The 13242-nt window shown below is 69.1% G+C and carries 10 protein-coding genes; all 10 read left to right on the top strand.

Features of this window, described 5'->3' with window-relative positions; translation table 11 throughout:
* Positions 1 to 24: 24 nt before the first annotated feature.
* The 10 genes from EV648_RS32175 to EV648_RS32135 all read left to right on the top strand — a co-directional run bounded on the left by EV648_RS32175 (position 25) and on the right by EV648_RS32135 (position 12985).
* Entirely contained in the window at positions 25 to 792 is a 768-nt protein-coding gene (locus EV648_RS32175; protein ID WP_132298892.1) for an ABC transporter ATP-binding protein, read from the top strand.
* Positions 792 to 2768, top strand: a complete 1977-nt coding sequence (locus EV648_RS32170) for an FtsX-like permease family protein (protein WP_132298891.1) — start codon at positions 792 to 794, stop codon at positions 2766 to 2768. The genes EV648_RS32175 and EV648_RS32170 overlap by 1 nt, the downstream gene beginning before the upstream one ends.
* A 204-nt stretch (positions 2769 to 2972) precedes the next feature.
* Positions 2973 to 5423: a DNA topoisomerase (ATP-hydrolyzing) subunit A gene (locus EV648_RS32165; RefSeq protein ID WP_132298890.1), complete on the top strand. Its 2451-nt coding sequence runs from the start codon at positions 2973 to 2975 to the stop codon at positions 5421 to 5423.
* 4 nt (positions 5424 to 5427) lie between these two features.
* Entirely contained in the window at positions 5428 to 6135 is a 708-nt protein-coding gene (locus EV648_RS32160) for an LppX_LprAFG lipoprotein (protein ID WP_132298889.1), read from the top strand.
* Positions 6136 to 6235: 100 nt separating this feature from the next.
* Entirely contained in the window at positions 6236 to 7915 is a 1680-nt protein-coding gene (locus EV648_RS32155) for an MFS transporter (protein WP_241995800.1), read from the top strand.
* Between the two features lie 46 nt (positions 7916 to 7961).
* The gene (locus tag EV648_RS32150; RefSeq protein ID WP_199234958.1) at positions 7962 to 8903 is read left to right on the top strand and encodes a sucrase ferredoxin; all 942 of its coding nucleotides are present in this window, start codon (positions 7962 to 7964) and stop codon (positions 8901 to 8903) included.
* The gene (locus EV648_RS32145; RefSeq protein WP_132192231.1) at positions 8900 to 9463 is read left to right on the top strand and encodes a carbonic anhydrase; all 564 of its coding nucleotides are present in this window, start codon (positions 8900 to 8902) and stop codon (positions 9461 to 9463) included. The genes EV648_RS32150 and EV648_RS32145 overlap by 4 nt, the downstream gene beginning before the upstream one ends.
* Positions 9463 to 11055, top strand: coding sequence for a beta-L-arabinofuranosidase domain-containing protein (locus tag EV648_RS32140; RefSeq protein ID WP_241995799.1), 1593 nt, complete (start codon positions 9463 to 9465; stop codon positions 11053 to 11055). The genes EV648_RS32145 and EV648_RS32140 overlap by 1 nt, the downstream gene beginning before the upstream one ends.
* Positions 11034 to 11396: a hypothetical protein gene (locus EV648_RS44385; protein ID WP_241995798.1), complete on the top strand. Its 363-nt coding sequence runs from the start codon at positions 11034 to 11036 to the stop codon at positions 11394 to 11396. Before EV648_RS32140 ends, EV648_RS44385 begins: the two co-directional genes overlap by 22 nt.
* A 302-nt stretch (positions 11397 to 11698) precedes the next feature.
* Positions 11699 to 12985 carry a hypothetical protein gene (locus EV648_RS32135; protein ID WP_241995796.1) on the top strand — a complete coding sequence of 429 codons (1287 nt, stop codon included), beginning with the start codon at positions 11699 to 11701 and terminating at the stop codon, positions 12983 to 12985.
* Positions 12986 to 13242 lie beyond the last annotated feature (257 nt).

Here is a 13242-nt window from a genome sequence, read left to right as displayed (position 1 = left end):
CGCCGATCCGGCTTTGCTGGAACCATGACCAGCACCGCGCCGCCGCGCCCCTTTGTCGTCCAGAGCGAATCACCTGCTCTGCTACTCGACGGCATCACCAAGACCTACCGCTCGAAGGCCGGCGCGGTCGACGCGCTGCGCGGGGTCACCTACCAGTTCACCCGTGGCTCGTTCACCGCGGTGATGGGTCCGTCCGGCTCGGGCAAGTCCACCTTGCTGCAGTGTGCGGCGGGGCTCGACCAGCCGACCAAAGGCATGGTCATGCTCGGTGGTGTCGAACTGGGTGGCCGTGACGAGGTCGCGCTGACGAAGCTGCGCCGCGAACAGATGGGATTCGTGTTCCAGGCCTACAACCTGCTCGGCTCGCTCACCGTCTACGACAACGTCGCCCTACCCCTCCGGCTGACCGGGCGCCGGCCGCGTCGCGAGGACGTGTACCGCGTCCTCGACCAGGTCGGGCTGGAGGGCAAGGCCAAGCGCCGTCCGGCCGAGTTGTCCGGTGGACAGCAGCAGCGCGTCGCGATCGCCCGGGCGCTGATCACCGGACCGGCCGTCTTCTTCGCGGACGAACCGACCGGCGCCCTGGACAGCAGCACCAGCCGGCAGGTCCTCACCTTGTTGCGTCAGGCAACCGACCGGACCGGTCAGACGGTGGTGATGGTCACGCACGACCCGGTCGCCGCCGCCTTCGCCGATCGGGTGCTCTTCCTGTCCGATGGTCTGGTCGCCGGCTCCCTCGACCGTGGTGACGCCGCCCGGATCGCGGCCGCCATGAGCGAACTGGAGGGCTGATGTTCTTCCTCAGCCGTCAGACGGTCCGCCGGCACCGCTCTCTGTATGCGGGATCCTTCGTCGCCCTGGCGGTCGGCGTCTTCCTGCTCGGACTCGCCGCCACCGCGACCGCCGCCACTGTCGCGTACGACGGGCCGGCCGCCGCTAGCATCACCGTCGACCTGCCACAGGCCGATCCGCCGCAGCAGGTGCGGGTACCGCTCTCCGACGCGGACGTGTCCGGACTGCAGACCGTGCTCAGCCTGGTCGCGGTGATCAGCGGGTTCATCACGATCTTCGTCATCGCGAGCACCTTCGCCTTCGCGGTGGCGTCACGGCGTCGTGAGGTCGGACTGCTGCGGCTGATCGGCGCGACACCCCGGCAGGTCCGCAGGATGGTGCTCGGCGAAGCACTGGTGGTGGCACTTGCCGCGGCCATCACGGGCGCGGTACTGGCTCAACTGGCGACTCCCCTGCTGCTCGCCAAAGCGTCGTACACCGAGCTCGCGCCGGTGAAGCTCGAACCGGCGAGCCCGTGGGTGCCGCTGCTGATCGCGATCTCGGCCGGGCTGGTGGTGGCCATGCTCGGTGCTCGGTCGGCCGCCCGTCGCGCCGCAAAGGTCGCCCCGGTCGACGCTCTCCGCGAGGCAGAGCTGGAGCCGACGCGGATCGGGGTCGTGCGGATCGGCTTCGGGCTGCTCTTCCTGGCCGGCTCGATCGTCCTTCTCGCTCTGATCCGGCCTGGCACGGGAGAGGCGGTGATACCGCTGTCCATGTTCACGCCGATGTTGCTCGTCATCGCGCTGACGCTGCTGGCGCCCCTGGTCGTGCCATGGATCGGCCGGTTGTGGGCGCTGCCGCTGGTCGCCTGGACGCGGGTCTCCGGGCGCCTGGCCCGCAGCAACGTGGTCGCCACGCCTCGCCGCAGCGCATCGCTGGCGGCACCGATCCTCGCCATCTCGGCGATCGCCGGGTCGATGGTGCTCACCTTGTCCTTCGCCGCGGACGCGGCCGCCGCGACCATCCGCGACACGCTGCGAGCGCCCATCGTCGTCACCGCGCCGGAGCACGGAGCGGCCGTGAGAGAGCGCATTCTCGGGACGACCGGCATCGCCGCGGCCGACGGCGCCATCCCGATCGACCTGATCCGGACCGACGGCGACTCCGCCGAGGTCGAGACCGCCGAGGGCATCGACCTCGCCGCGGCCACCCGCACCCGGGCGCTATCGCCGATCTCGGGTGACCTGACCAACCTGACCGGCAAAACAGTTGCCATCAGCAAAGAACTGTCCGGCTTCGAGGGCTACGACGTCGGCGACGAGATCACCGTCACCTACCTCGACCGTACGGCGGACCGGCTGCGGGTGGTCGCGATCCTCCCAACCGCGCCGGGGGTCACCGCATCGATGGTGCTCCCGCCCGAACTGGCTCGTCAGCACGCGCCCGAGGCGACGCCGAGCCAGTGGTTCATCCTGCCCGCGCAAGGATCCGACGCCGGAGCATTGGTGACGGCTCTGAACGAACGACTCACCGGCACCGGGGCGAGCGCAGTACCGGCTGTTGAGTGGGAGGAGGCTCAGGGGGAAGCGCTGCGGCAAGGGAATCGGTTCGGGCTGATCCTGCTGCTCGGACCCGCCGCGCTCTACAGCGCGATCGCGATCGCCAACACGTTGCTGATGGGGAGCCTCCAGCGGCGGCACGAGTTCGTCACGTCACGGTTGCTCGGTGCGACGCCCGCTCAGATCCGCCGGATGGTGCTGTGGGAGTCCTCGCTGGTCGGCGCGGTCGCGCTCAGCCTCGGAACCGCGATCACCGTCACGGTCGGGGTGCTGATCCGCCGCGCCATGACGGACGGGATGAGCGACGTGCCCGCGACCGTGCCGTGGACCGTTTTGCTCGGAATCGCCGGCCTCTGCCTGGTCCTGGCAGTTGGAGCCGCCCTGGCGCCGACCGCGTTCATCCTCAAAAGGTCCCACCCTGGCGCCGCAATGGAATAGACCAGAATGACCTTCCACCCGGCCTGGGCGGCGTGGCGGAGTACCGGCTGTTGTCGGCGGATGGGCGTACGGTTGGCGGCGAATCGTCGTGGAGGCCGGGTCGCTGCCGCGGTTCCTGGGGCTCACCAGGGACAATGGCGCTGCCGCCGGACCGCCGCGGCGCGCTCGCAAGAGTTGCTGGCACCGAGGAGCACGTAGACCCGTATGGCACGCCGTACCAACACCACCGCCGAACCCGAGGACTTCGAGGAGCACATCCTCGACGTCGACGTCTCCGACGAGATGCGCAGCAGCTACCTGGAGTACGCCTACTCGGTGATCTACTCCCGGGCCCTGCCGGACGCCCGCGACGGGCTCAAACCGGTCCAGCGCCGGATCCTGTTCTCGATGGCGGAGAACAACATCCGCCCCGACCGCGGCCATGTGAAGAGCGCCCGTGTCGTCGGTGAGGTCATGGGTAAGTACCACCCGCACGGCGACGGCGCGATCTACGACGCCCTGGTCCGTACCGCGCAGCCGTGGTCGATGCGCGTCCCGCTGATCGACGGCCACGGGAACTTCGGATCCCTGGACGACGGTCCGGCGGCGATGCGGTACACGGAGTGCCGGATGGCGCCGCCCGCGGTCGCGATGACCAACGGCCTGGACGAGAACGTCGTCGACTTCAAACCGAACTACGACGGCCGTGAGGAAGAGCCGTCGGTCCTGCCGGCCGCCTTCCCGAACCTGCTCGTCAACGGCGCCGCCGGGATCGCCGTCGGAATGGCCACGAACATGGCCCCGCACAACCTGGTCGAGGTGATCCAGGCGCTGCGGCATCTGATCAAGACGCCGGGCGCCGACCTCGACGACCTGATGCGCTTCATCCCGGGCCCGGACCTGCCGACCGGCGGCAAGATCGTCGGCCTGGAAGGCATCAAGGATGCCTACCTGACCGGCCGTGGCAGCTTCAAGATGCGCGCCACCGCCCGGATCGAGAACGTCACCCCGCGGCGCAAGGGCATCGTGGTCACCGAGCTGCCGTACACGGTCGGCCCGGAGAAGGTGATCGAGAAGATCAAGACGCTGGTGCAGGCCAAGAAGCTGCAGGGCATCGCCGACGTCAAGGACCTCACCGACCGCAGCCACGGCACCCAGCTGGTGATCGAGGTGAAGAACGGCTTCGTCCCCGAGGCTCTGCTGGAGCAGCTCTACCGGCTGACCCCGCTGGAGGATTCGTTCCACGTCAACGCGGTCTGCCTGGTCGACGGCCAGCCCCGCACGCTCGGCCTGCGGGAACTGCTCGACGTCTACCTCGGCCACCGGTACGACGTCACCCGGCGACGCAGCGAGTTCCGCCGGAAGAAGGCGCAGGACCGGCTGCACATCGTCGACGGTCTGCTGGTCGCGATCCTGGACATCGACGAGGTGATCCAGATCATCCGGACCAGCGACGACGCAGCCGCCGCGCGGACCCGGCTGATGGACATCTACGACCTGACCGAGGTGCAGACCAACTACATCCTCGACATGCCGCTGCGCCGGCTGACCAAGTTCTCCAAGCTCGAGCTGGAAACCGAGAAGGGCGAGCTCGAACGCGAGATCGAGAAGCTGACCGCGATCCTCGACGACGAGACGCTGCTGAAGAAGATCGTCTCCGAGGAGCTCGCCGAGGTCGCGAAGACCTACGGCACCCCCCGGCGTACCGTGCTGCTCGAGTCGTCCGGCGCGACCAAGACCGCGGCCGTCCCGCTCGAGGTCACCGACGACCCGTGCTGGGTGCTGATGAGCTCGACCGGCCTGCTGGCCAGGACGAACGGCGTCGAGCCGTTCGGCACCGGCGACGGCCGGGCCAAGCACGACGCGATCGTGTCCGCGGTGAAGAGCACCGCCCGCGGCCAGTACGGGCTGATCACCAGCACCGGCCGGCTGATCCGGCTGGAGTCGCTCGACCTGCCCGCCGTACCGACGACGGCCAACGCGCCGAACCTGCAGGGTGGCGCGCCGGTCGCCGAGTTCGTCTCGCTGGAGCCCGGTGAGAAGGCGCTCGCGCTGACCACGATGGACCCCGACTCGGTCGGCGTCGCCCTCGGTACCGGGACCGGCGTGGTGAAGCGGGTCCTGCCGGATCACCTGAGCAACCGGGACTCGTGGGAGATCATCCGCCTGAACGACGGCGACGAGGTGGTCGGCGCGGTCGAGCTGACCACGGGTGACGAGGAGCTCTGCTTCATCACCAGCGACGCGCAACTCCTGCACTACAACGCTTCCGTGGTCCGGCCCCAGGGCCGTACTGCGGGCGGCATGGCCGGGGTTCGACTCACCGGTGGCGCGAAGGTGACCTTCTTCGGCGCCGTCGACCTGGCCAAGGACAACTTCGTCGTGACCATCTCCGGGTCTTCGTCCGCCCTGCCGGGCACCGAGGTCGGAGCGGTCAAGGTGACGCCGTTCAGCGAGTACCCGGGCAAGGGCCGAGGCACCGGCGGTGTCCGGTGCCACCGGCTGCTCAAGGGCGAGGACGGGCTCCTGCTCGCCTTCGCGGGAGCGTCTCCGGTCCGGGCCAGCGCGAACAGCGGCGCCCCGGTCGACCTGCCCCCGCTGGACGCCCGCCGCGACGGCTCCGGCGTACCGGTGGCTCAGCCGATCGCCGCGGTGGCCGCGGACCTGGCAGGCTGAGCACATGAAGAGACTGGTCGCGCTCGGCGCGGCGCTGGTGCTGACGGTGACGCTGGCCGGTTGCAGCGACAAGAAGGACGACGCGGCGGCCAAGAAGGGCGACGACCCGGTCGCGCTGCTGACCGAGGTCAAGAAGACCATCGACGAGGCGGCCAGCGTGCACATCGTGCTGACCGGCCGGGACCTCCCGGACGGCGGACAGACGCTGGCCAGCGGTGACGGCGTGGCGACGCACGCCCCTGCGTTCAAGGGCAAGCTGACCGTTCGCGCGGCCGGTGCGCCGATCGACGCGGAGGTCGTCGCGGTCGGCAGCAAGGTCTACGCCAAGCTGCCGTTCACCCCGAAGTTCATCGAGCTCCCGCCGTCGCAACTGGCCGGGCTGGGTGCGCCCGACCCGGCGGTCCTGCTGGACCCGGAGAAGGGCCTCACCTCGGTCCTGCCGACCCTCAAGGACCCCGTGATCAAGGGCGAGACGCGGGACGGCGCGAAGGTGCTCACCGAGGTCACCGGCTCGGTCCAGGGCAAGAACCTGCAGGGCATCTTCCCGAAGGCGCCGGCCGACCAGGACTTCCCGAGCACGTTCAAGATCGACAAGGACACCAAGCAGTTGGTGTCGGCAACGATCACCGGGCCGTTCTACGACGGCGCCACCAGCAGCTACGACGTGACCCTGGACAAGTACGGCGAGCAGGTAGTGATCACCAAGCCGTGACGACCCCTACACCGTGATGAGCTTCGAGCCGTGACGGATCAAAGGGCCGGGACGGCCGCGGCGATGGCGCTGCACAGCGCAGGCGGGTGGAGGTCCGGCCGTGGCGGATAGTCAGGTGGCGACCGGGTCGAGGGCGCGGCTGACGCTTGCCTCGATCGCCGTCGCCTTCGCCGCGGCGGACACCTACGTCGTCGTCCTGGCATTGCCGGACATGATGGCCGGCGTCGGCCTGTCCGCGGACCAACTGCAGCGGGCCGCACCGATAGTGTCCGGCTTCCTGCTCGGCTACATCGCCGTGCTGCCGTTGATCGGCCGCATCGCGGACGTCGTCGGCAGGACCCCGGTACTGGTCGGCGCGCTGCTCCTGTTCGCAGTGGGCTCCTTGATCACGGCCGGCGCCTACGACCTCTCACTGGTGGTCACCGGGCGGTTCCTCCAAGGAGTAGGCGGCGGTGGACTCGTCCCCGCAACGCTTGCCCTGGTTGCCGATCTCTGGCCACCAGAGAAGCGAGGACTCCCCCTCGGCGTCGTCGGCGCGGTCCAGGAGCTCGGCGCAGTACTAGGTCCATTGCTGGGTGCCGTTGTCCTGGCGATCGCCGATTGGCGCTACATCTTCTGGCTGAACCTAGTAGTGGCGGTCGTCCTTGCTCTGCTGCTCCGCGGCCGACATCGACCTCCGATCTCCGCTGCAGTGGGGTTGCTCGCCTGCATAGCGCTCGGACTCACCCTGACATCGCCCGACCGGCTGGCGAACGGCGTGACCCTCGGACTGCCCTTCGTCCCGTTCACCGGCGAATCACGGCTCCTAACCCCGATCGGCCTCGTCACGCTCGTGCTCGCGGTCTTGTGGCTCGCGCTGGTCCTGGTGAAGAGCCGCTCGAGTCTCCGCGGCCTCTTGAAGCAGGTGGACCTGCTCGGAGCGACACTGCTCGCGCTGGCGCTGGCAGGAATCGTTCTGGCCTTCGCCACGGCTGATCCCGAGCGTGAGGTGATGGCGCCCGCCGGACCGTGGCTGCTGGTTGCCGCCGCCGTCTTCGCGATCGCCTTCGCCCTGTGGCAACGCCGTACTGCGCAGGCGATCGTTCCGCCCGGGTTGCTGGGCTCCAAGGCGGCCTGGGGATCTCTCCTGGTCAGCTTCCTGGTGGGAGCCGCACTGATCGCCGCACTGGTCGACGTGCCCGTCTTCGCCCGTACTACGCAGGGTGGCGGTCAACTGGCGGCAGCCCTTGTGCTGGTGAGGTTCCTCGTCGCCCTGCCTGTCGGTGCGGTCGTCGGAGGCTGGTTGACCCGTCGCTACGGGCTGGGACTGATCACTGGGGCCGGACTCGCTCTGGCCGGTGCCATGTTCGTGCTGATGGCCTTCTGGGAGCGGGACGCCCTCGACCACGCTCTGGCGACGATCGCGTTGTTGCTGTGCGGGTTCGGCTTCGGACTGGCCCTCTCCCCCGTCAACACCGCCATGCTCGCTGCGACCCGGCCCGACAGCCACGGACTGGTCAGCGCTCTGGTCGTAGTCGCCCGGATGGTAGGGATGCTCGTAGGTGTATCGGCCCTGACCGCGATCGGGCTGCGCCGCTACTACACGCTGGTGGACGACATCCCATCTCCCAACGAGCTCTGCCCGGCGAACCCCGGAACCTGCCGTCCGTTCATCGATGCACTCCGCGAAGCGGCCATTTCACAAGTGCACACGATTTTCGCCGGGGCAGCCGTCTGCGCGTTCGCGGCCGCCGTACTGGCCGTTCTGCTGCTCGGGCGGCGGGCGGCTGTCCACAGGTGATGATCATCATGCGGGTGACCGTCTCAGCTCGCGTACCGTAACGGTTGTGAGTGCACGTATCGACGGGACCGGCGCACCGGGCCTCTGCTCGGCCATCTGCCGGCAACTGCAGGAACCTCTGCCGGGGTCGGCGATCGTCGCCGCCGGCTGGCTCGTAGTGGAGCAGCCCGGGCCGTGGGGTGCGAAGGCGCCGACCCAGAGCCACCTGGATCCCGACTTCGGGGCGAGGATCGACACCGCCGCCAAGAAGGCCGACCTCCGCTTCGGGCTGATCCGCAAACCTGGCACGCACGCGGACGCGGTACCGCGCGCCCATCAGGTGTACGTCGCGTGCACCCTGCAGGGCAGGACGTGGCTGCTCGGTGGCTCTGTCAACGACCCGAAACAGCTCGACTCGCTCGACCTCGATGCCGTCAGCCGAGGTGACCTTGACGCGGTGGTGGCGTCCCTGCCCGAGTTGTCGCGGGTGACCGAGCCGGTGCTGCTGGTCTGCACCAACGGCAAGCGGGACGAGTGCTGTGCCCTACTCGGCCGCCCGATCGTCACGGCGATGGCTGCCGTGGCGCCGGGCCGCGTCTGGGAGTCGAACCACCTCGGCGGGCACCGCTTCGCACCCACCGCCACCCTGCTCCCGGCAGGGACGATGTATGGTCACCTCGACCTCGAGACGGCCAAGGCCATCCTGACCGCGGCCGACCGCGGGAAGATGGTGCTGGACAACCTGCGCGGCCGGTCCACCTGGACCAAGCGCGGGCAGGTCGCTGAGATCGCCGTCCGCACCCTCATCGGCGAGGCTGCGCTGGACGCGATCAGCGTCATCGCGGAGGACCTGGAGACCGTCACGGTGGGACACGCCGACGGCCGGGCGTGGACCGTCCAGGTCACCAGTGAGACCGCCCATCCACCCCGCCCGGAATCCTGCGGAAAGGAACCGTTCGCCATGTCGATCCTGCGTGCCGGAACCATCACCCCGGGACTCCCCCGATGAAGGCCGAACCGCCGACGAGCGCCGAAGCCGCCGTCAGCAGTGAAGGGTCCGGGCAGAACACCCCGCTGACCGGGTTCGAGGACCTGCTCGCGGCCAACTCGGAGTACGCGGCGAGCTTCGCCTACAGCGGCTTCGACGGCATCGCCCACGCCGGCATCGGCGTGGTGACCTGTATGGACTCCCGGATCCCGCCGCTGGAGATGCTCGGGCTCAAGCCCGGCGACGCGAAGGTACTGCGCAGCGCCGGTGGCCGGGTCACCGAGCTGACGATGACCGGCCTCGTGCTCGGCGTACAACTGCTCGGGGTCCGGCGGATCATGGTGATCCCGCACACCCGCTGCGCGATGGCCGCGATGACCGAGGACCAGCTGCGCGAGAAGGTGGAGCTCGCGGCCGGCAAGCCCGCCGGATACCTGCCGCTGAACGTGGTGCCCGACCAGTTGGAGGCGTTGCGCCGCGACGTCGCCGCGGTGCGCGAACACCCGCTGATCGGCAACGACGTACTGGTCGGCGGCTTCATGTACGACGTGGACACCGGCAGGCTGAGGCAGATCAGCTGATGCCGGAGCTGGACGACTCAGCACAGTCTCCCGAAGAGTCGTGGCTCGCCGCGCCCGAGTTGCGGCCGCTTCCGCTCGGCACCCTGCGCCCGGAGGGCTGGCTCCTCGAACGGTTGCGCCAGCAGGCCGACGGCATGGCCGGACACCTCGACGAGTTCTGGCCGGACGTGGCCCGCAGCGGCTGGATCGGTGGCGACGCCGAGGGCTGGGAGCGCGGCCCGTACTGGCTGGACGGGATCGTCGGGATCGCCCACCTGCTGGACGACGACCGGCTGAAGGCCAAGGTCGACCACTGGGTCGGCTACATCCTGGAGCACCAGCACCCGGACGGCTGGTTCGGCCCGCGTTCAGGCGAAGCGACGTACGCGGATCACGATGTCTGGCCGCGGATCATCGTGCTCAAAGCGTTGTTGCAGCACCTCGACGCGACCGGTGATCCTCGGGTGCTCCCGGCGTCCCTGCGCTTCTGCGAGCTGCTCGACGGTCTGCTGGACGAGTGGCCGCTGCGCGAGTGGGCCCGGTCGCGGTGGACGGACGTGGTCTGGGTCATCCACCAGCTCCACGACCTGACCGGCGAGGACTGGTTGTTGCCGTTGGCAGCGAAGTGCCAGGCTCAGGGATTCGACTGGTTCGCCTATGCCGACCGGTTGCCGTTCACCGAGAAGGTGCCGGAAGCAACGTTACTGGCCTACCAGGAAGAGGCCGGCGGCACCTGGATGAACGACGGCCACCTCTCCTCGCACGGCGTCAACGTCGCGATGGGTCTGAAGGCGATGCCGGTCTGGTGGCGGCAATCCCCCTCTGACGACGAGCAGACCCGGCTACTGCGGATGATCGCGTCCCTGGACCAGCATCACGGGCAGCCGAACGGGCTGTTCAGCTGCGACGAGCACCTGGCCGGGCTGCATCCGAGCCAGGGGACGGAGACCTGCACCGTCGTCGAGTACCTCGCCTCGCTCGAGGTGGCGCTGGAGTCGTGGGGTGCGGTCGAGCCCATTGCGGAGCGTTTCGAGCGCCTCGGCTTCAACGCGTTGCCGGCGAGCGTCTCCCCGGACGAGTGGACCCACCAATACGTGCAGCAGGCCAACCAGGTCGTCTGCCACGTCACCGAAGACCGGATCTACACCAACAACGGTCCCGACGCGAACATCTTCGGCCTCGAACCCCACTTCGGCTGCTGTACTGCGAACCGCCACCAGGGCTGGCCCCGGTTCACCACCCACCTCTGGATGCGGTCCGCCGACGGTGGCCTCACCGCCCTGTCGTACGCGCCCTGCTCCTTCGAGCTGGGTTCCCTGAGCGTGCAGGTATCCGGCGGCTACCCCTTCGAGGACGACGTCACGATCAGCGTCCGCGGTTCGGAGGTGGCGCCGCTCCGGCTCCGGATCCCGGCCTGGGCAACCGAGGCGTCCCTCGCGATCGACGACGAGAAGCCGATCGCGGTCACCCCGGGTTCCGTCCACGAGCTCAAGCGGGACTGGATCGGTCACCACACCCTGCGTCTGCACCTCGGCCCGGCGATCCAGGCGGTCCCCGACCCAGCGGCGCGATCACCGTCGAACGCGGGCCTTTGGTCTACGCCCTGGCCCTGACCGAGGACTGGCGGCGGATCGGCGGCGAAGATCCGCACGCCACCTGGGAGGTCCACCCGGCCTCGCCGTGGAACTACGCCCTCGCGATCCACCCGCACGACGTAGCGCAGCACGTCGACGTGGATCGGCAGTCGGTCGGTGAGCGGCCGTTCTCTCCCGCGGCCGCACCGATCCAGCTGCGAGTGCGCGGGCGACGGATCCCCTGGGCTCTCGAGCACGGTGCCGCGGCAGCACCGCCACCCAGTCCGGTGGAGTCTGCAGAAGAGTTGGAGGAGCTCGTCCTCATCCCCTACGGCTGCACCACGCTCCGGGTGACGGAGCTGCCGTGGACAGTCAGCTGATGGAGACCTTGCCGGTGTCGAGGTCTCGCGAACCGCCGGTTGCCCTCGACCAGCCGCTGCAGCGCTTCATTGCCGTTGGCAACAGGTGGCTGGGTCAGGAAGCGGCGGCGTGTTGGGGCGGGCGGCGTGGTCACAGACGGTCTCCTCACGAGATGCGGCGCTGGGCGACGCCACACTTCAGAAGGTAATCCCTTGCATACTGTCTGCCATAGTCAAGCCTGTTCCGATCTCTCGGCGGACCCGGGCAGATCTGATAGACAGCCGTTATGAGACTCCGCCCAAGCTCTTTCTCTCGTGCCACGGTGGCCGGTGCGCTCGTGCTCAGCACCGCTCTCACCGCCGCCCCACCAGCCACCGCCACCTCGTCCACCACGGCTGGCCCGGCGAAGACCTGCTCCGATCAGACCGTCGCCGGGACGGTCGAGGAGCAGCGCCTCGACAACGGCATCGGCGGCGGCCCGTCCGTGCCCGCCGAGATCCTGGCCCGCTCCGGCTTCGACAACCAGGTAGCCCTGTTCGGTCACCTGCTCTGCGCTGTGCCGAGTCGCGCCGCCGCCTCGATCCTCGTCCGCGTCAAAGGCGAGGTGCTCTGGAAGACCGCGACCTACCGCGCGCAGCACCCGCAGACACCACCCGCACTCCCCTCGACCGATGACCGCGGCCTCTACTGGGCTCGCATCTCGATGGCCCACGCGCTCCGCCAGTGGCAGCCCCGCTTCAGCCTCAGTACTGCGGAACGCGCGGCGCTGATCCGGACCCTCGAGTACTCGTCACGCGGGATCACCAGCAGCCGGTTCAGCTCCGGAGTACACGGCTCCGGAGTAGAGAAGGTGCTGGTGACCGGATTCGACCCGTTCACGCTGGACGCGGACATCCGGATCGGCAACCCGTCCGGGGCGAACGCGCTCAGCCTCGACGGTCAGCGCTGGAGGGTGAACGGGAAGACGTACGAGATCCAGACCGTGGTGTTCCCGGTCCGCTACACCGACTTCGACGAGAACATGGTCGAGGACGCGCTCGCGCCGCACTACCGCCCGGGCGCTCAGCACGCCGACCTGGTAATGACCGCGAGCCAGGGCCGGGTCGGCATCTTCGACCTCGAGGTGTTCAACGGGCGCCGCCGCTCGGTCAGTTCCATCGGTGACAACAACAACCTGTGGGGCGGTGGGACCGTCAACGCGCCAGTCGTCTCCCCGAGCATGCCCGCCGGACCGGAGTGGCTGACGACGAGCCTTCCGACGGCCGCGATGGCAGCCACGGATGTCACGCCCTTCCGCACCCGGGTCAACACCTCGGTCCTGGAGATCCCCGCCGGCGAAACCCTCCCGGTACGGCGTCCGCTCGGGCCGACGCCCGGCTCTGTCGCCTCCGAAGGCGCCGGTGGCGGCTACCTGTCGAACGAGGTCGCCTACCGGAACACCCTGCAACGCGACCTGCTCGACCCGACGATGCCGGCCGGCCACCTCCACGTGCCCGTCCTGCAGTTCGACCGGGCGAACACCACCGCGATCACCGACCCGACGTACGAGGCCAACCGCGACGCGATCGTGGCCGGCGCCCACGCCATCCTCCGCAACGGCCTCGGCTGAGCCACTGCGCTGCCTCCTCGCCGAGGGGGCAGCGCAGTCAGTCAACTGCCGGCGAAATCTGCGCGCGCGGCGTGGTAGTCCGCGTCAGAAGGCGGTCCAGTGCCGGTGCCTCGACGCCGGCCTCCGCGTAGCCGTCGGACAACATCAAGGGCGCGCTGTCGATCTAGACGCATTTTCCGCAGTTTGATGTGTCTACTGCTCGTCGTGTTCTGGCCAGGGGAGTTCGATGGCGAGTAGGTCGAGGATGCGGCGTTGGG

The organism is Kribbella sp. VKM Ac-2568, from assembly GCF_004345365.1.
Taxonomy (GTDB): Bacteria; Actinomycetota; Actinomycetes; order Propionibacteriales; family Kribbellaceae; genus Kribbella; species Kribbella orskensis.
The sequence above is the reverse complement of the archived record's forward strand: the minus strand, read 5'-3'. Positions and strand labels throughout refer to the sequence as shown.

Excerpts from the sequence above, each read along its gene's own strand:
- EV648_RS32175 (WP_132298892.1), top strand. The coding sequence starts at position 25 with ATGACCAGCACCGCGCCGCCGCGCCCCTTTGTCGTCCAGAGCGAATCA.
- EV648_RS32170 (WP_132298891.1), top strand. The coding sequence starts at position 792 with ATGTTCTTCCTCAGCCGTCAGACGGTCCGCCGGCACCGCTCTCTGTAT.
- EV648_RS32165 (WP_132298890.1), top strand. The coding sequence starts at position 2,973 with ATGGCACGCCGTACCAACACCACCGCCGAACCCGAGGACTTCGAGGAG.
- EV648_RS32160 (WP_132298889.1), top strand. The coding sequence starts at position 5,428 with ATGAAGAGACTGGTCGCGCTCGGCGCGGCGCTGGTGCTGACGGTGACG.
- EV648_RS32145 (WP_132192231.1), top strand. The coding sequence starts at position 8,900 with ATGAAGGCCGAACCGCCGACGAGCGCCGAAGCCGCCGTCAGCAGTGAA.
- EV648_RS32140 (WP_241995799.1), top strand. The coding sequence starts at position 9,463 with ATGCCGGAGCTGGACGACTCAGCACAGTCTCCCGAAGAGTCGTGGCTC.